Annotated in this window: 16 protein-coding genes; 8 read left to right on the top strand and 8 right to left on the bottom strand. The window is 59.0% G+C overall.

All coding sequences use genetic code 11. From position 1 onward, the window contains the following. Positions 1-293: 293 nt before the first annotated feature. The gene (locus tag HU724_RS18670; RefSeq protein WP_186566281.1) at positions 294-2,654 is read left to right on the top strand and encodes a DNA polymerase II; all 2,361 of its coding nucleotides are present in this window, start codon (positions 294-296) and stop codon (positions 2,652-2,654) included. On the opposite strand, the gene HU724_RS18665 is transcribed toward HU724_RS18670, so the two are convergent. The 3 genes from HU724_RS18665 to HU724_RS18655 all read right to left on the bottom strand — a co-directional run bounded on the left by HU724_RS18665 (position 2,619) and on the right by HU724_RS18655 (position 5,364). Next, positions 2,619-3,089, bottom strand: a complete 471-nt coding sequence (locus HU724_RS18665) for a DUF1810 domain-containing protein (RefSeq protein WP_186566283.1) — start codon at positions 3,087-3,089, stop codon at positions 2,619-2,621. The two genes, HU724_RS18670 and HU724_RS18665, sit on opposite strands and share 36 nt — an antisense overlap. A gap of 24 nt (positions 3,090-3,113) precedes the next feature. Next, positions 3,114-3,935, bottom strand: a complete 822-nt coding sequence (locus tag HU724_RS18660) for an aldo/keto reductase (protein ID WP_186566285.1) — start codon at positions 3,933-3,935, stop codon at positions 3,114-3,116. A 280-nt stretch (positions 3,936-4,215) separates the two neighbouring features. Beyond that, complete coding sequence (locus HU724_RS18655; RefSeq protein WP_110600715.1) at positions 4,216-5,364, bottom strand: aldose epimerase family protein; 1,149 nt, start codon at positions 5,362-5,364, stop codon at positions 4,216-4,218. Positions 5,365-5,702: 338 nt separating this feature from the next. On the opposite strand from HU724_RS18655, the gene HU724_RS18650 reads away from it, so the two are divergent. From HU724_RS18650 to HU724_RS18640, 3 genes are all read left to right on the top strand, one after another. Beyond that, a complete protein-coding gene (locus HU724_RS18650; protein ID WP_186566287.1) occupies positions 5,703-6,452 on the top strand; it encodes a hypothetical protein in 750 nt (249 codons plus the stop codon). A gap of 150 nt (positions 6,453-6,602) precedes the next feature. After that, positions 6,603-7,388 carry a sulfite exporter TauE/SafE family protein gene (locus HU724_RS18645; RefSeq protein ID WP_039763409.1) on the top strand — a complete coding sequence of 262 codons (786 nt, stop codon included), beginning with the start codon at positions 6,603-6,605 and terminating at the stop codon, positions 7,386-7,388. 186 nt (positions 7,389-7,574) lie between these two features. Further along, positions 7,575-8,138, top strand: coding sequence for a DUF4174 domain-containing protein (locus HU724_RS18640; protein WP_016775365.1), 564 nt, complete (start codon positions 7,575-7,577; stop codon positions 8,136-8,138). 65 nt (positions 8,139-8,203) lie between these two features. On the opposite strand, the gene HU724_RS18635 is transcribed toward HU724_RS18640, so the two are convergent. Together HU724_RS18635 and HU724_RS18630 are read right to left on the bottom strand one after the other, a co-directional pair. Next, positions 8,204-8,833, bottom strand: a complete 630-nt coding sequence (locus HU724_RS18635) for a retron system putative HNH endonuclease (protein WP_186566289.1) — start codon at positions 8,831-8,833, stop codon at positions 8,204-8,206. Continuing rightward, on the bottom strand, positions 8,826-10,193 hold the full coding sequence (locus tag HU724_RS18630; RefSeq protein WP_186566291.1) for an AAA family ATPase: 1,368 nt from the start codon (positions 10,191-10,193) through the stop codon (positions 8,826-8,828). The genes HU724_RS18635 and HU724_RS18630 overlap by 8 nt, the downstream gene beginning before the upstream one ends. A gap of 488 nt (positions 10,194-10,681) precedes the next feature. Here HU724_RS18630 and HU724_RS18625 point away from each other — a divergent pair, with 488 nt between their 5' ends. Together HU724_RS18625 and HU724_RS18620 are read left to right on the top strand one after the other, a co-directional pair. After that, on the top strand, positions 10,682-11,011 hold the full coding sequence (locus tag HU724_RS18625; RefSeq protein ID WP_039763404.1) for a DUF6124 family protein: 330 nt from the start codon (positions 10,682-10,684) through the stop codon (positions 11,009-11,011). A gap of 16 nt (positions 11,012-11,027) precedes the next feature. Beyond that, positions 11,028-11,294 (top strand): hypothetical protein, encoded by a 267-nt coding sequence (locus HU724_RS18620; protein ID WP_110600717.1) that lies wholly within the window; start codon positions 11,028-11,030, stop codon positions 11,292-11,294. A gap of 96 nt (positions 11,295-11,390) precedes the next feature. On the opposite strand, the gene ampC is transcribed toward HU724_RS18620, so the two are convergent. Beyond that, the gene (gene ampC / locus HU724_RS18615) at positions 11,391-12,557 is read right to left on the bottom strand and encodes a class C beta-lactamase (RefSeq protein WP_186566293.1); all 1,167 of its coding nucleotides are present in this window, start codon (positions 12,555-12,557) and stop codon (positions 11,391-11,393) included. Positions 12,558-12,715: 158 nt separating this feature from the next. Here ampC and HU724_RS18610 point away from each other — a divergent pair, with 158 nt between their 5' ends. Further along, entirely contained in the window at positions 12,716-13,588 is an 873-nt protein-coding gene (locus HU724_RS18610) for a LysR family transcriptional regulator (protein ID WP_122611228.1), read from the top strand. Positions 13,589-13,706: 118 nt separating this feature from the next. Here the strand turns inward: HU724_RS18610 and gudD are convergent, their stop codons facing one another. Together gudD and HU724_RS18600 are read right to left on the bottom strand one after the other, a co-directional pair. Further along, positions 13,707-15,050 carry a glucarate dehydratase gene (gudD, locus tag HU724_RS18605; protein WP_024013479.1) on the bottom strand — a complete coding sequence of 448 codons (1,344 nt, stop codon included), beginning with the start codon at positions 15,048-15,050 and terminating at the stop codon, positions 13,707-13,709. Between the two features lie 25 nt (positions 15,051-15,075). Continuing rightward, positions 15,076-16,422, bottom strand: a complete 1,347-nt coding sequence (locus HU724_RS18600) for an MFS transporter (protein ID WP_024013478.1) — start codon at positions 16,420-16,422, stop codon at positions 15,076-15,078. A 354-nt stretch (positions 16,423-16,776) separates the two neighbouring features. Here HU724_RS18600 and HU724_RS18595 point away from each other — a divergent pair, with 354 nt between their 5' ends. Then, entirely contained in the window at positions 16,777-17,490 is a 714-nt protein-coding gene (locus HU724_RS18595) for a FadR/GntR family transcriptional regulator (RefSeq protein WP_133336908.1), read from the top strand. Positions 17,491-17,492: the final 2 nt, after the last annotated feature.

Raw genomic sequence — 17,492 nt, 5'->3', positions numbered from 1 at the left:
CTCAGGTGTTGTCGTTGTTCATCAAGCATCGTAGACGCAGCCGCGCAGAGCAAGGTGGCAAAGCGGCAGTTAGCGTGCAAAAAACGCCATTTGCCGGAAAAAACATCTTTGTATCGGTGAATGAAGCATCTGTGGCGAGGGGATTCATCCCCGTTGGCCTGCGCAGCAGGCCCTTTCATTAAAAGCGGGGCCGCTTCGCGGCCAGCGGGGATAAATCCCCTCGCCACAGATAAATCCCTCGCCACAGATCCTGCGTAGAATGGCGTTCTGATTGAAACGTTGAGGTCGCAGTGGTGGATTTACAGCAGGGCTTCGTCCTGACCCGGCATTGGCGCGATACGCCGGCCGGCACCGAAGTCGAGTTCTGGCTGGCAACGGACGCCGGGCCGCGCCGCGTGCGTCTGGCGCATCAGCCGTCGGTCGCGTTTATTCCCGCCGCACAGCGAGACGCGGCCGAGCGTCTGCTGCACGATGAAAAGAATGTAGAGCTGCGACCGTTGGCCTTGCTCGATTTCCAGCATCGTCCGGTGCTCGGTCTGTATTGTCAGCAGCACGGCCAGTTGATGCGCCTCGAAACCGCGCTCAACCGCGCCGGCGTCGACGTCTTCGAAGCCGACGTGCGCCCGCCGGAACGCTATCTGATGGAGCGCTTCATCACCGCGCCAGTGCTGTTTGGCGGCACCCCGGATGCTGACGGCGTACTGATCAACGCCCAGCTGAAGCCCGACCCCGATTACCGGCCGAAGCTGCGCTTGGTCTCACTCGACATCGAGACCACCGAAAACGGCGAGCTGTATTCCATCGCGCTGGAAGGCTGCGGCGAGCGCCAGGTGTACATGCTCGGCGCGCCGAACGGCGACGCCAGCATTGTCGATTTCGACCTTGAATACTGCGATTCGCGCACGCTCATTCTGAAGAAGCTCAACGACTGGTTCGCCCGCCACGACCCCGACGCGATCATTGGCTGGAACGTTGTGCAGTTCGACCTGCGCATCCTTCACGAACACGCACGGCGTCTTGGCGTGCCGCTGAAGATCGGTCGTGGCGGCGAAGAAATGCAGTGGCGCGAGCACGGCAGCCGCAATCACTACTTCGCCTCTGCAGCGGGGCGGCTGATCATCGATGGCATCGAGTCGTTGCGTTCGGCGACCTGGAGTTTTCCCTCGTTCAGCCTGGAAAACGTCGCGCAGACCCTGCTTGGCGAAGGCAAGGCGATCAACAATCCGTACCAGCGCATGGACGAGATCAACCGCATGTTCGCCGAGGACAAACCGGCGCTGGCCAAATACAACCTCAAGGACTGCGAGCTGGTCACGCGGATCTTCGCCAAGACCGAACTGCTGACGTTTTTGCTTGAACGCGCCAGCGTCACCGGTTTGCCGGCCGACCGCAGCGGCGGTTCGGTCGCCGCGTTCACCCATTTGTACATGCCGTTGATGCACCGCCAGGGCTTCGTTGCACCCAATCTGGGCACCAATCCACCCCAGGCCAGCCCTGGCGGTTTCGTTATGGATTCACGCCCGGGGCTTTACGAATCGGTGTTGGTCCTGGATTACAAAAGCCTCTACCCGTCGATCATTCGCACCTTTCTGATCGACCCGGTGGGCTTGATCGAGGGCCTGCAACACCCGGACGACGCTGACTCGGTAGCGGGTTTTCGTGGCGCACGCTTCTCGCGCACCCGCCATTGCCTGCCGTCCATCGTGGCGCGAGTGGCCGAAGGGCGCGAAACCGCCAAGCGCGAGCACAATGCGCCGCTGTCCCAGGCATTAAAGATCATCATGAACGCCTTCTACGGCGTGCTCGGCTCCAGCGGTTGCCGTTTTTTCGATACCCGGCTGGCCTCGTCGATCACCTTGCGCGGCCACGAAATCATGTTGCGCACTCGCCAGTTGATCGAAGAACAGGGCCACGCCGTCATTTACGGCGACACCGATTCAACCTTCGTCTGGCTGCGCAGTCTGCACGGTCAGGATGAAGCAGCGCAGATCGGCCATGCGCTGGTCAAACACGTCAACGACTGGTGGCGCACGCATGTGCGCGAGGAACATGGGCTGGAAAGCGCGCTGGAATTGCAGTTCGAGATTCACTACAAGCGCTTCCTGATGCCGACCATTCGCGGCGCCGAGGAGGGCAGCAAGAAGCGCTACGCTGGACTCGTCACCCGCGCCGATGGCAGCGAAGAAATGGTCTACAAAGGCCTGGAAACGGTGCGCACCGACTGGTCGCTGCTGGCGCGGCAGTTTCAGCAAGAACTGTATGAGCGGATTTTTCAGCGCAAGCCGTACCAGGATTACGTCCGCGATTACGTGCGCAAGACCCTCGCCGGCGAGTTCGACGATCGGCTGATCTACCGCAAACGTCTGCGCCGCACTCTCGACGATTACGAACGCAACGTACCGCCGCACGTCCGCGCCGCGCGGCTGGCCGATGACTACAACGCCGAGCAGGGTCGGCCCCGGCAGTATCAGAACGGCGGCTGGATCAGCTACGTCATCACCCTGGCCGGCCCGGAGCCGCTGGAGGTACGCCGCGCCGCCATCGACTACGACCACTACATCACGCGACAGCTGCAACCGGTGGCGGACGCGATTCTGCCGTTTGTCGACGACGACTTCTCAACCCTGATCGGTGGGCAACTGGGCCTGTTTTGAGTCAAGCAGTTGCAGCGTCCACTCATCGAGAATGCCGTGGAAGTACCGCTCCAGCGCCTGATGGAACAGACTGTCCTCGGCGCTGAACTGGGCGAACAGGGTCATCGAAGAATGAAATTTCAGGTCATCGGGGTGGCCAAACATTTCTGCAATCGAGCGCTGCGGCACATTCAGCAACAGTTGCGTGCAGGTGCGCAGCCGCGCCCCGAGCAGCTCGTGGGCCAGATAGGCCTGGGCTTCCTCGGCTGAACCGATGGCGAAGCGGCGGGCCATTTCGCTGCCGCCCAATCCGGCGAACTGCGGAAAGGCGAACCACATCCAGTGGCTGCGCTTGCGGCCTGTCTCGAGTTCACGCTGGACCCGTTCGAACACCGGGTCCTGTGCCTGGACAAAACGTTGCAGGTTGAACGAGTCGTGCAGATCTGTGCTTCTCATGGCGAAGCCCTCGCAGTCGGCAGCTCAGACCATGGCCAGCCGCTGCTTGCGTTGAGGCGCCGGAAACACCTTGTCCAGCGCCGCCAGATCCCCGGCGTCCAGTTGCAGCTGCGCCGCATCGGCATTGAGTTGCACATGCTCCGGGTGCACAGCCTTGGGAATCGCAATCACGCCGTCCTGACGCAGGAGCCACGCCAGTGAAATCTGCGCCGGGGTGGCGTTGTAGCGACTGGCAATGTCTTGCAGAACCGGCTCGGCGAGCATCGCGCCGCCCTGGCCGATCGGACAGTACGCCATCAACGGCAGGCGCTGATGCTGGCACCACGGCAGCAGATCGAATTCGATGCCGCGCTCCTCGAGGTTGTACAACACCTGATTGGTGGCGCAGGCCGAGCTGGACAGTTCTTCGAGATCGTCGACATCGAAATTCGACACGCCCCAACGGCCGATCTTGCCGTCCTCGCGCAGACGCTCGAAGGCTTCGACGGTTTCCTCCAGAGGATACTGACCGCGCCAGTGCAGCAGATACAGATCGATGTAGTCGGTGCCGAGCCGACGCAAACTGCGCTCGCAGGCTTGCGGGATGCCCTGGCGGCTGGCGTTGTGCGGGTAGACCTTGCTGACCAGAAAGACTTGATCGCGCAAACCGGCGATGGCTTCGCCGACCACCGTTTCGGCACCGCCCTCGGCGTACATCTCAGCGGTATCGATCAGGCTCATGCCCAGCTCGATGCCGGTGCGCAGCGCCGCCACTTCACGGCCGTGCGCCGAACGATCCTCGCCCATGCGCCAGGTGCCCTGGCCAATCACGGGAACCTGCACGCCGGCCAACTCAAGGGTACGCATTCAAACCTCCTGCCTTAAAGAGTCGATATCTTTAGTGGGCAGCAGGATAGAGCAAGGGTTCCCGGAAGGAAGGGGGAGTCAAGGATGAAACCGGATCAATTGTGGCGAGGGGAATGTGTGGCGAGGGGATTTGTGGCGAGGGGATTTATCCCCGCTGGGCTGCGAAGCAGCCCCGATCCTGCAACACGCGTTGTATCAGACAGCGCTCTATTGCAGGTTTTTGGGGCTGCTTCGCATCCCAACGGGGATGAATCCCCTCGCCACAGGGGAGCATTGCAGGTTACTTGGCGGAGAACTTCAGTATCACGCTGTGGGCATAGGTCTGCCCCGGATCAAGCCGCGTGCTCGGGAAGTCCGGCTGGTTCGGCGAATCCGGGTAGTGCTGGGTCTCGAGGGTGAATGCGCCCCAGTGCGGATAGACCTTGCCGCCCTTGCCCTTGACCGTGCCGTCGAGGAAGTTGCTGGTGTAGAACTGCACGCCCGGCTCGCTGGTGAACAGTTGCAGCACACGCCCGGATTGCGGGTCGCTGACTTCGGTGGCGAGCTTGCTGACATCGCCCTTGGTGTCCAGTGCCCAGTTGAAATCGAACCCGCCCTGTTTCGGCTCGGCGAATTTCAGCTGCGGATGATCAGCCTTGATGTGCGTGCCGATTGCCGTCGGTTTGCTGAAGTCCATCGGCGTGCCGGCCACGGGCGCCAACTCGCCGGTCGGGATCAGTTTGGCGGTGACCGGCGTGTAATGGCTGGAGTTGATCATGGCGACTTGCTTGAGAATGTCGCCATTGCCGGCGCCGGCCAGGTTGAAGTAGCTGTGGTTGGTCAGGTTGAGCACGGTCGGCTTGTCGGTGCTGGCCTTGTAGTCGATGCGCAGCTCGTTGTTGTCGGTCAGGCGATAGGTGACTTCGGTGGTCAGATTCCCCGGGAAGCCCATCTCGCCGTCGGCCGACAGGTAGGTCAGGGTTACGCCCACCGAATCCTTGTCCTTGGTTTCCTTGGCCTTCCAGACTTTCTTGTCGAAACCTTCGGGGCCGCCGTGCAGAGCGTTGGATTTGTCGTTCTGCGGCACTTGATAGCGCTTGCCATCGAGTTCGAAAGCACCTTCGGCCAGGCGGTTACCGAAGCGGCCGATGGTCGCGCCGAAGTACGCGGTGCCTTTCTGATAGCCCTGCACATCGTCAAAACCCAAGACGACGTCGTCGAACTTGCCGTGTTTGTCAGCGACTTTCAGCGCTTGCAGGGTCGCGCCGTAGGTAATCACGGTGGCTTGCATGCCGTGGCTGTTGCGCAGGATGTACTGTTCGACAGGCGTGCCGTCATTGGTTTTGCCGAAAGCTTTGTGTTCAGCGGTCAGGCCCGCCGCGTTGGCGGAAAGGGTAGCGATCATCAGGGACAGTCCGAGGCCGGAGAGCAGGTGACGGGATTGAAGCATGGTTGACCTTCCTTTTTGTTGTTGTTTTCGCATCGACCGTAGGAGCTCCCGAAGGCTGCGATCTTTTGATCTTGATCTTGATTTTTAGAAGCTAGATCAAAAGATCGCAGCCTTCGGCAGCTCCTACATGTCACTAGTCATGCTATTTGAGTCGAGAGAGAAGATTTATAGCGGATTTACCGCTTTTGGCAAATATAAAGTCCGACTAATTGATGTGGCGAAAAGCGCCGAAGGTCGGCTCACCGTCCGGGCACTGCACTTTTTCGCAATCGGCGGCTCTATGCATGGCCAGGATGCGGTGACTCCCGCCGCACAGGAATGTGCCTGTCCGAGACTTCATGCCGAGTGTTTTTGCCCTGATCACCTCCGCTCACCGCCGCCCGTGCCTGCTGCTGGCCTGTCTGTTGTCGCTGTTGCTCAGCGGCTGCAGCCACCAGAACGGCAATGGATTTTTCAATCAGATACGAGAAGGGCAGCCGCAGGAATTTCTGCAGACCAGCGTCGACCGTATGGCCACCCTGGCGATGCGCGACAACCTCGACAGCCTCTATCGATTGATGGGCAAGCTCTACCTGCGCAACCCGGAAGAGCTGCGCAAATCCGGTTTCCTCACCGTCAACGCCGCCGTGAAACAGGTGCGCCTCGCCGTCGAGCAACAGCAGCCGTTGCCCGTGCTGGGCGGGCGCAAGGATCTGGCGGCGCTGAGCTATGCGATGAGCCCGGAATTCCTCGGCGACCGCGTCGGCGCGTTCATCTATGCGATCGGCAGCATGCTGGTCACCGCCCACGGCAATCGCACCGAGTTCTACATGACCGACGCGATCAACCCGACGTTCGTGCACAACGCCGCGCGCAACATCGAAAAAGCCATGTGGATTTTGTCGCAACGGCAGAACAAGGAAGGCCAGCCGTTGCTGTTCTCCAACGAAATCTCGGAGGAGGGCAGCAACCTCAGCTTCGCCACCGAATTCAGCAAAATCGTCGCGCGCCTGGATCTGCTCACGCAGATGCTCGATGAGCGCTATCGCAGGATCGGCCTGAATTACGCGCAGAGTCTGCTGTTCTTGAATTTCCTGCCGGTGCAGTGAGCCCCGCAGGTTTGCTGTAGCGCAAAGATCCACTGTGGGATCTGCGGTGAATTCGATATGGCATAACGATAGACCGCATCGATATATGTGGTTATAAGAAAAATCGCTATGCTGCGGGCCAGATTTTCCTGTCGTTTTCTGGACGTTTGAATGGAATTGGCAAATTTCGGCCTGGTGATTGCCGGGCTGGTGGTGGGGTTTATCGTAGGCATGACCGGGGTCGGCGGCGGTTCGTTGATGACGCCGATCCTGCTGTGGTTCGGCATCAACCCGGCGACGGCGGTGGGTACCGATCTGCTGTACGCTGCGATCACCAAATCCAGCGGCGTCCTCGTTCACAGGAAGAACAAGAACATCGACTGGGCGATCACCGGCTGGCTGACCCTCGGCAGCGTGCCAGCCGTGGCCATGACCCTGTGGTTCCTCAGCACCCTGCACACCGCGCCGGACGCGATGAACGCCATCATCAAACAGGCGCTCGGCTTCGTCCTCTTCGCCACCGCCCTGGCAATCTTCTTCAAGAAACGCTTGCTCGAATTCGCCCACAAACGCGCGGGTGGCAACTACAACCCGAGCGGTTCGCGCCTGAATATCATGACGGTGATCACCGGTCTGATCCTCGGCACCATGGTCGCCCTGACCTCGATCGGCGCCGGCGCACTCGGCACCGTCGCATTGTTCATCCTCTACCCGCTACTGCCAACCCGCCGCCTGGTCGGCACCGAAATCGCCCACGCCGTACCCCTGACCCTCGTCGCCGGCCTCGGCCACGCAAGCATGGGCAACATGGATTGGGGCGTGCTGGGTTTCCTGCTGATGGGCTCGCTGCCCGGCATCTGGCTGGGCAGCCACCTGACCGGACGCATCTCCGACGAAGTCCTGCGCCCGTGCCTGGCGACGATGCTGGTGTTGATTGGTTACAAGTTGGCGTTCTGAGTCAGTCTGGAGCAAACACTTCCAATGCAGCGGCCGTAGGGATGTGCCGATGATCGCTTGCGTCATGTTGCGCAAAGTTCTCCCTGACCTAAGCTTCTGACAGGGCAATGCCTTTTTGCCAGACGCCGCCGGAACAATCGCCACGATGCGCAATCAGTAGTGCGTGGATATCAAAAGGAGATGCGCATGCTCATCAGGTCCCTGACCCTGACCCTCTTGCTGGCAATCGCCGGCCCCCTGTTCGCCGCCGACAGCGATTCCCCCCTGGCCGGGGACGTGGGCCGCGCCCGCCCTCTGATCGTGATTGCGCAAAGCACCGTCGACCCGGTGTGGCTGAGCCTGAAGAAGTCGCTGGAAGATCCGGCCAACAAAAAGGGCGTCACCGACCGCAACATCAAGGTCTACACCATCCTCAGCATGTCCGGCCAGCTCGACGGCAAGGACATGGGCCAGCAGGACACCATGGCCCTGCTGCGTTCGCTGAAGCTCGGCGCGGGGGCTTATCCAAAAGTGTTCCTGGTGGGCAAGGACGGCGAAACCAAGCTCTCCGCCTCGGGTGATGAAGCCAAGGCATTGAGCCTGGCAAAAATCTTCGAAACCATCGACGCGATGCCCATGGCCGAAAAAGAAGCCGCCGCTGCGGCCGCCGCCGCACAAACACCTGCCGCCACCGAGCCGGAACCGGCCAAAGGCGCGAAGGGCAGCAAACCGGCGAAACCGAGCAAACCGCCGCAGATGCCGGATGATTGATCGGTATTTGAGAGATGTTTCATAAGCGTAAAAAGGGGCGAGAAGAGTTATCTTCTCGCCCTTTTTTACGCTGGCATCTGGCGGATGATATTTACTAGTACGGGCGAGAAGGGTTCGAGCTTTTGCGCTTTCGGCAGAAGTAAATCATCCAGGAGCAGGGCGAGTATTTCCTTATCCTCAATCTCCGGCAATTCGCCGGGTTGGACCCCAACCTTATAAATCAGCGCTTCAACCAAGGTTCTTCTTCTGCCGATAAGAGCGCGATTGCTCTCTTCGGTGTGGCCCAGATTCAAAGTTTCTATGGCCTCTTTTGCGCGTGCAGTTTTTCCCGCGACCAAGCCTGAAAGGTAAAACTTGAGTTCCGTTTCACACTCATCCATGAAAGGAGTCAGCCCCAGCGGCTGCGTTCCTCGACCGTGCCCGCAATGAGGGCGATTCTCGCAACTGGCTACGATGTTGTTGAAATCCAATGTGCGGTTGTGGACGCGATCCTGAGCTTCAACATGCTCATTGTGGGAACCATCGACCGTGATGGACTGACAGCAATAAGCGCACAGCCCGAACTGCTCGGTGACGCAAGCGGCCCTGACATTTTGACGTTCTTCGTGCGGAAGGTCAGGGTAGGTGGCGGTCTTGTTTTTCAGCTTCCATTTCGCAAATGAATCCGGCTCAGCTCCTTTGATTATCTTACGCACGACGCAACTCCAGCTTGCGGATCAGTAGAGCGGCTTTCGCTAGTTCGATATGACCTTCGGGGAGCTCTGAGGAGAGCTCAGCGAACAGCAATTTGGCTTCGTCCAGATTGCCGTCCTGTACTTCCTTCAGAAGCCGATTCAGGCGCTTCTGCACGTCGCTGTTGCGGATATCGGTGTCCATGACTTCCAGCAGTATTTGATTGGCGTCGAGTCCGTAAAGGCCGTTGTGTTCTTGAAGCTCGCCGTCGTTGAGTACGTAAACCAGCACCTCCTTAGCATCGCTGATGACGAGGGGGGAGTGGGTGGTTAGTACGAACTGGCAATTCGGGAACGTTTCGCTCAACTGACGGATCAGGCTGCGTTGCCACTTCGGATGCAGGTGCAAATCGACTTCGTCGATCAGCACGATACCGTCGCCGTGCAGTGGGTTCTCCAGCATTTGATTCATCATCGCCAAACGCCGAGCGATGTCACCTACCAGGGCCATCATCAATTTCTCGCCTTGAGAAAGTTGGGCAACGTTTAGGGTCACGCCGTTCTTGTCGATTGCCATGTGCAGACGAGGTTTACGTTGTACACGTAGGTTAGTGAAGCCCGGCATGAAATCAGTAATGGCTGAGCGCACAGCAGCGAGTTGGGGGTCTCTTGATGACGCTTTTAGCTTGGATAGCGTCTTCCAAGCGTCACTGTCGTTGCCGAGTTTCTTCGATACTTCGGCTAGCGCGGCATCGGATATGCCAGTTTCGTTTTCGCTGTCTTCTCGTTGGCGAAACCATTCGAAGAATCGACGAAAGTCCACACCGCGATTTAGAGAGTTGTCGTAGCCGTCGAGCTGGTCAAAGCTGTGTTTAGTTTTTATCTTTAATGGAATTTCAAGAACTGAGCGCTCTACGGGGTAGTACGCAATTAATGGAAGCGATGCTTTGTCGTTCTCGGTGAGTTGGGTTCGATAGTGATCAGCCAAGCGACTAACGTTAGCTAACTCGCTATGGACTGCCGTTTTACGACCTTGTTTGCCACGGGCGATGCCCCAGAGAAAATGAGGGTGGTTGGATTCGGGTTCGCTTCCATTCAGAGGTGGATGTGAGTGGTCAGTGACGATGATCGAAATGACGCCTACGATTGCCCCATTTCGAATATCTTCGTCAGCAAGGTAGTTTCCGCTGCCTCTTTCTGTACGAATTCTGGCAACCAACCAGCTGAGAGAGGTCGCCAAAGACTTCAGTAAAGTGGTTTTTCCAGCCCCGTTATTCCCCACCAATACCGTCACATTGGATGAGTGCGTGGCGGTAGGGGCTAGCTGAATTTTTAGCTCGGAAAACCTACCGACGTCACTGAGGATGAGACTCTTAATTTCCATTACAACGCCCTTTGAGGCTTGGTAAGTTTTAATACGTTGGCGCGCATTATGTCATCCCCGTCCCCGGATTGAATCGATCAGTGTAGATACAACGAATTCATCCGCTAATCAAAACTCATTGCAGCATGTGGCTGCCGAAATGTCTGACGCCAACAGCCTTCAAACCCAGTGGATTTTTCCTGCAAGACGCGGCGGCTGGGGTGAACTGGTGCGTTGTGGCGCAGGGGGATAACCTCTTTTGGCCGCTGAAAAAAACAGTGGTCGGATGTGGAAGTCCGGTTGTTCGGTTACATCCATCAATGTCTCAAAAGCGCATGTCGACGGGTTTTATGTCAACATCGCCGCGTTTTGGCGGCTGTGCGCAGGAGCACTCTCGAGTGCGCCGGGTATTGGTGGATTGGCCTGGTCTTCCACACCTGCGTACAGCTGCCACCCTCATGTGGAAGTGAGACAGGTAGTGTTTCCTACAATCCACAACGGTAATCAACATGAAAAAACACACTCCAAATCCCCCCGAATCCCCCATGGATTCAAGCTCCTTCGACTCCAATAATCCGCGTCTGCGCCACCCCGGCCAACCCGATCCCATCAGCCACGTCTTCACCATTCTCCCCGACATCGACACGGCGACACTGCTGAGCCATGCCTGCGAAACCCTTGCCTCACTGAACGTACTGACCACCGATCTGGCCTGCGAGTTGAGCGGTGCGCAGCGCAGCCTGACGTTGTCGATCCAGCAATTGGCGGTAGTCGGGGAACTGCTGGTCAATCGCGCGCTGGACAATCTCGATTCACCCGCAACGGCGACTCAACATTGAACAGGGAGGTTCTACCATGGCGCGTTACATACCGATCACCGGGATTGACTGCAAAATTCCCTGTGTGCTGATCGACAGCGAAGCCCCCATTGACGTGTTGCACGGCACCGCGGCTTACCGCTTGCGCTGTGTGACGCAGCTGATGGAGAGCCTTTCGCTGGACGAGGGCAAGGGACAAGATGCATTGCTGTTGCAGGATTTCGCCCGGGTGCTGGCGATTCCGTTGCGCGATAGCTGTGACTTGATGGATGTCATTGGCTGGCGCTTGCAGGCGCAGCTTTAAGCGCTGAAACGAAAAAGATCGCAGCCTGCGGCGGCTCCTAAGGATCGGGTTTTCACTCGGTCAATGGAGCTGCCGCAGGCTGCGATCTTTTGATCTTTATTCGGTCAACTGACTGAAAATCTCATGCGCAATCTTCACCCGTTCAGCATTCGGGTAGTTCTTGTTGGCCAGAATCACGATGCCCATGTCCCGCGACGGCACGAACGCCACATACGCACCAAAGCCCCGTGTAGAACCGGTCTTATTGAACAGCACATTGGCCGGTTCAGCTTGCGGTGGGGTCAGCCACTCGACTTTGTGCGGCTCCATCGCCATGGGGGTCGAGTTGCCGTTTTGCAGTTTTTCCAGGCTGATCGGGTAGGCGTAGCGTTCCCAGCCCAGGCCCTGGGTCATGCCGCCGACGCGGTAATAACCGATGTGGGTGTTGGCGATGGCTTTGTGCAGATCAGGCGCAAGGCTGGCCGGTTGCAGCTGTGCCTGGACGTAACGCAGCAGGTCGGCGGCGCTGGTTTTGATGCCGTAGGCTTCGGCGTCGAGGGCGCCGGGGCTGACGCGTACCGGTTGGTCGGCGCTGTCGTAGCCTTGGGCATAAAGCTTCGACTGCGCTGACGGTACGCTGAGGAAGGTGTGCTGAAGGCCGAGTTTCGGCAGCAGGGTTTGCGTCATTGCCAAGTCGAACGGCTGGCCGAGGCTTTTCGCCGTCAGGTAGCCGAACAGGCCCAGGCTCGGGTTGGAATACAGGCGATGGCTGCCGGCGGGAAATTGCGGTTTCCACTGTTGGTAATAGCCGAGCATCTTGTCGGAAGAATCCGCCTCAGCGGGGAATTGCAACGGCAGTCCGCCTGCACTGTAGGTGCCCAGTTGCAGCACGCTGATGTTGTCGAAGGCGCTGCCCTTGAGCTCCGGCCAGAGTTGGCTGGCCTTGCTCGACAGGTCGAGTTTGCCTGTGGCCTGTGCGTAACCAGCGAGGGTGGCGGTGAAGGTTTTGCTCACCGAGCCAACTTCGAACAGGGTGTCTTCGCTGACCTTTTGCGCGGTGTCTTTAGCGGCAACCCCGTAGTTAAAGTAATGCGCCTGGCCATTCAGCGTGATCGCTACCGTCAGCCCCGGGATGTTGTTTTGCTGCATCACCGGGGTGACGGCTTGGCTGACCAGTGCCTGCAATTGCGCATCCGTCGGCGTTGCGGCATGACAGGCAACGCTGCCGAAGAACAGTGCGAAAGCGCTGTAGGAAAAGGCCTTGCTCGGTTTTAAGGAACACATGATTGAATCACTCTACATGAGTGTCGATTGGTGTATCCCGCTACACTGCGGGTGATTTTTCATCGGACGGCCGATCAGCGGGCCAATTTAGGCACTTCGCCGGCCCTCGACAAACGATGAAAACTCGCATGAGCCATTAGAAAAATTTGGGGCAACGCATGATTCGACCGCAACTGCCGCTCAACGCTCTGCGCGCATTTGAAGCCTCGGCACGTCATTTGAGTTTTACCCGTGCTGCCGTCGAGTTGTGCGTGACACAAGCGGCGGTGAGCCATCAGGTCAAAAGCCTGGAAGCGCAACTCAACCTGACCCTGTTCAAACGCCTGCCCCGTGGGCTGATGCTGACCAGTGAAGGCGAAACCTTGCTGCCGGTACTCAGCACATCATTCGATCATATTGCGCAGATGCTCGAGCGTCTGGCCGGTGGGCAGTATCGCGACATGTTGACGGTCGGCGCGGTGGGCACTTTTGCTGTGGGTTGGCTGTTGCCGAGGCTGGCGGACTTTCGGGGGAAACATCCGCTTATAGATTTACGTCTGTCGACCAATAACAACAGGGTGGATGTGGCGGCGGAAGGACTGGATTACGCCATTCGTTTTGGTGCTGGCGCCTGGCATGGCATCGAGGCGACGCGCTTGCTCGATGCGCCATTGTCGGTGTTGTGCGTGCCGGAGATTGCCCGGCAACTGCACTCGCCGGCGGACCTGTTGCAGCAGACCTTGCTGCGTTCCTATCGCACCGATGAATGGCCGGAGTGGTTTCACGCAGCGGGACTGGCGACGCAGGCTGCGCCACCGCAAAGCATCGTGTTCGATTCGTCGCTGGCAATGATGGAAGCGGCATTGCAGGGCGGCGGCGTGGCGTTGGCGCCGCCGCTGATGTTCGCCCGGCAACTGGCGGCAGATGCGATTTGCCAGCCGTTTGCGATCGAGATCACCACGGGTAGCTACTGGCTGACGCGGTTGCAGTCGCGAGCGGAAACGGTGGCGATGAAAGCGTTCAAAACCTGGTTGCTGCAAATCTCAAGCTGAAAACCGATTTGTAGGAGCTGCCGAAGGCTGCGATCTTTTGATTCTGTTTTGAAGATCAAAAGATCGCAGCCTTCGGCAGCTCCTACTCCCACAATTGAAATCAGCGGCGCCTGCTGGATTACCGCACCAGACACGGCCGTTTGTTATCGAATTTCCACCCCGGAATCAGGAACTGCATCGCCACGCTGTCATCCCGCGCGCCGAGGCCCATGCCTTTGTACAGTTCGTGGGCCTTGGCCACTTGATCCATGTCCAGTTCCACACCCAGCCCGGGTTTTTTCGGCACCTGCACGAGACCATCGACAATCTGCAGCGGTGCCTTGGTCAGGCGCTGACCGTCCTGCCAGATCCAGTGGGTGTCGATGGCGGTGATCTCGCCGGGTGCGGCGGCGGCGACGTGGGTGAACATGGCCAGGGAAATATCGAAGTGGTTGTTGGAATGCGAGCCCCAGGTCAGGCCCCACTCGTGGCACATCTGCGCGACGCGTACTGAACCCTGCATGGTCCAGAAGTGCGGGTCGGCCAGCGGGATGTCCACTGACTGCAACTGAATCGCGTGGCCCATTTCGCGCCAGTCGGTGGCGATCATGTTGGTCGCGGTTTTCAGCCCGGTGGCGCGGCGGAATTCAGCCATGACTTCGCGCCCGGAATAACCGTTTTCCGCACCGCACGGGTCTTCGGCGTAGGCGAGTACGTGATGCTGATCGCGGCACAGACGAATCGCCTCTTTCAGCGACCATGCGCCGTTCGGATCGAGGGTGATTCGCGCTTCAGGGAAGCGCTCGGCCAATGCCGTGACCGCTTCGATTTCGGCATCGCCACTGAGCACGCCGCCCTTGAGTTTGAAATCCTTGAAACCGTACTTGGCGTGCGCCGCCTCGGCCAGACGCACGACTGCTTCGGCGGTCATGGCCTTCTCGTGGCGCACACGGAACCAGTCGTTGTCGGCGTCCGGTTCGCTGCGGTAGGCCAGATCGGTTTCGTGTTGATCACCAACGTAAAACAGATAACCGAGCATCTTCACTTCGTCGCGTTGCTGACCTTCACCGAGCAGCGCCGCCACCGGCACGTCGAGGTGCTGGCCGAGCAGGTCGAGGAGAGCGGCTTCCAGGCCGGTGACCGCGTGAATGGTGATGCGCAGGTCGAATGTTTGCAGGCCACGGCCGCCGGCATCGCGATCGGCGAAGGTCTGGCGCACCTGGTTGAGGATCTTCTGGTAGGTGCCGATGGGGCTGCCGACCACCAGATTGCGCGCGTCTTCCAGGGTCTGGCGAATGCGCTCGCCACCGGGCACTTCGCCGACGCCGGTGTGGCCGGCGTTGTCCTTGAGGATGACGATGTTGCGGGTGAAAAACGGCCCGTGGGCGCCGCTCAGGTTGAGCAGCATGCCGTCGTGACCGGCCACCGGAATGACCTGCATGTCGGTGATGATCGGAGCTTTGGCGGTATCGTGAACAGTCATTATTGTTTTCCTTGTCGAGACGAAGTCAGGCGTGTTTCGGCGCGGCGTCGGCCACAGCCTTTTCAGCAGCGGGTTTGGGCGTGGTGCGCGCGGCGAAGACGATGATTGCGGCGATGATCGAGGTCGCGGCCAGACCATAGAGGCCGCCCTGGATCGAGCCGGTGTGTTGCTCCAGCAGGCCGAAGGTGGTCGGCGCGACGAAGCCGCCGAGGTTGCCCACCGAGTTGATCAGCGCGATCACTGCCGCCGCGATGCGTGCATCCAGATAAGCCTGGGGAATCGGCCAGAACAGCGACGAGGCGGATTTGAAACCCAGCGCCGCAAAGCAGATCGCGACGAAGGCAAAGATCGGCCCGCCAGTGGTGGACATGAACATCCCCGCTGCCGCGATCAACAGGGCAGTGGCGACCCAAGCTTGTTGATGTTTCCACTTCGCCGACAGCGAGGCGAAGGCGTACATGCCGACGATCGACAGCAACCATGGAATCGAGTTGAACAGGCCGACCTGCACGTCGCTGAGTTCGCCCATCTTCTTGATGATGCTCGGCAGCCAGAAAGTCGCCGCATAAATGGTCAACTGAATGAAGAAGTAGATCAGGCAGAACAGAATGATCTGCCGGTCCTTGAGCAGTTTGCCCAGCGACGGCCGGATCGGCGTCGCGGCTTCACGTGCTTTTTGCTCGTCGTCGATGGCGCTGACCAACGCATCCTGTTCGGCGCGGCTCAGCCATTTTGCGTCGTGGGGTTTGGCATCCAGCCAGAACCAGACGAAGACGCACAGGCACACCGAGAACATCCCCTCGATGAAGTACATCCATTGCCAGCCGTGCATGCCCAGCCCGTTGATCTGCAGGAGCAGGCCGGACAGCGGACCGGAGATCAGCGAGGCCACGGCCGAGCCGCTGAGGAAGATCGCGATCGCCTTGCCACGCTCGACGCCTGGCAGCCAACGGGTGAAGTAATAGATCACCCCGGGAAAGAACCCGGCCTCGGCGACACCGAGCAGGAAACGCAGGATATAGAAGTGGGTTTCGTTCTGGATGAAGGCCATGCAGGCCGCGACTATGCCCCAGGTGAACATGATGCGGGTCAGCCAGATGCGTGCGCCGACTTTCTGCAAAAGCATGTTGGACGGCACTTCGAACAGCGCGTAACCGATGAAGAACAGCCCGGCGCCGAAGCCATAGGCGGCAGCACCGATGCCCAGATCGGTTTCCATGTGGGTGCGGACGAAGCCGATGTTCACCCGGTCAATGTAATTGACGATGAACATGATCACGAAGAGCGGCAGGACGTGGCGTTTGACTTTGGAGATGGCTGAGGCGAGCGTCGGGTCGACGCTGTCCTGCATCCCGGAGATGGAGGTTTTCACTGATATTTCTCCCACTGATTATTTTTATGCGGGTAGGACTGGGTGCTGCGTTGTTGCTAGACATCATACAACTCTAATTTTTTGTCCTACAAGTGGGGAGGGCGATCAAATTCTTCTGATTGTTCGGTTTTTTATGCGAAAGCCGGATTCTGGCTCGTATTCATTGAAAATTTCGCCAGTCGATCGCAGCGCCTTTTTGAGATATGAATGGTAATGCGTGATGGCTGGCTATCGAAAATATTCGACAAAATTGAGTGTTGTCATACAAGTGGATGGCCCGTCGACCGCTAAAATCCATCTCAACCGTCATCCCGCAATGCTACGATCGGCAAGCCCCGATCACCGGAACCGATCATGCAAGAAGACCTCGACGCGCCCGCGCGCAAACGCACGCACAACCTCGCTCACGACCTGGTGGAAAAGCTCACCCAGAGCATCCTGCTCGGACAACTGTCGCCCGGTGACAAATTGCCGTCGGAGAATTCCATCGTTCAGGAACACGGGGTCAGCCGCACGGTGGTGCGCGAGGCCATTTCCAAGTTGCAGGCCTCGGGGCTGGTGGAGACGCGCCATGGCATCGGTACTTTCGTCATCAAGCGCGCAGCGGAGCAGGGCCTGCGTCTGAATGTCGACACGGCGCTCGGTGTGCGCAGCATTCTCGAATTGCGCATGGGCCTGGAGACGCAAGCGGCGGCGCTGGCGGCGCAGCGGCGCAGTGAGCAGCAGGTGCAGCAGATGCGTCAGGCGCTGGATGACTATCAACGGCTGCTGGCGAACAACGACAGCTGCGTGGAGGCCGATCGGCGTTTTCATCTGCTGATCGCCGAGGCCACCGGCAACGCTTGCTTCAGCGAAATCATGCAGCACCTGGGCAGTGCGATGATCCCGCGCAATCGCCTGAATGCCGCCGAGCGTGGCGCGGCGGATCTGAGCAAGCTCGGGCACTTGGCCAATCTGGAACACGAGGCGATTCTGAATGCGATCAAGCGCCAGGACGCCGATGCCGCCCGCGCCGCGATGTGGCTGCACCTGACCAACAGTCGTGATCGCTTTATCGCCCAAGGCTGATG

Source organism: Pseudomonas iranensis, from assembly GCF_014268585.2.
In the GTDB taxonomy this organism is placed as follows: Bacteria; Pseudomonadota; Gammaproteobacteria; order Pseudomonadales; family Pseudomonadaceae; genus Aquipseudomonas; species Aquipseudomonas iranensis.
The sequence above is the reverse complement of the archived record's forward strand: the minus strand, read 5'-3'. Positions and strand labels throughout refer to the sequence as shown.

Coding starts and splice junctions, on each gene's coding strand:
- HU724_RS18665 (WP_186566283.1), bottom strand. CDS start 3,089: ATGAGAAGCACAGATCTGCACGACTCGTTCAACCTGCAACGTTTTGTC.
- HU724_RS18620 (WP_110600717.1), top strand. CDS start 11,028: ATGGCGCGTTACATACCGATCACCGGGATTGACTGCAAAATTCCCTGT.
- ampC (WP_186566293.1), bottom strand. CDS start 12,557: ATGTGTTCCTTAAAACCGAGCAAGGCCTTTTCCTACAGCGCTTTCGCA.
- HU724_RS18610 (WP_122611228.1), top strand. CDS start 12,716: ATGATTCGACCGCAACTGCCGCTCAACGCTCTGCGCGCATTTGAAGCC.
- HU724_RS18655 (WP_110600715.1), bottom strand. CDS start 5,364: ATGCTTCAATCCCGTCACCTGCTCTCCGGCCTCGGACTGTCCCTGATG.
- HU724_RS18650 (WP_186566287.1), top strand. CDS start 5,703: ATGCCGAGTGTTTTTGCCCTGATCACCTCCGCTCACCGCCGCCCGTGC.
- HU724_RS18660 (WP_186566285.1), bottom strand. CDS start 3,935: ATGCGTACCCTTGAGTTGGCCGGCGTGCAGGTTCCCGTGATTGGCCAG.
- HU724_RS18595 (WP_133336908.1), top strand. CDS start 16,777: ATGCAAGAAGACCTCGACGCGCCCGCGCGCAAACGCACGCACAACCTC.
- HU724_RS18640 (WP_016775365.1), top strand. CDS start 7,575: ATGCTCATCAGGTCCCTGACCCTGACCCTCTTGCTGGCAATCGCCGGC.
- HU724_RS18625 (WP_039763404.1), top strand. CDS start 10,682: ATGAAAAAACACACTCCAAATCCCCCCGAATCCCCCATGGATTCAAGC.
- HU724_RS18630 (WP_186566291.1), bottom strand. CDS start 10,193: ATGGAAATTAAGAGTCTCATCCTCAGTGACGTCGGTAGGTTTTCCGAG.
- gudD (WP_024013479.1), bottom strand. CDS start 15,050: ATGACTGTTCACGATACCGCCAAAGCTCCGATCATCACCGACATGCAG.
- HU724_RS18645 (WP_039763409.1), top strand. CDS start 6,603: ATGGAATTGGCAAATTTCGGCCTGGTGATTGCCGGGCTGGTGGTGGGG.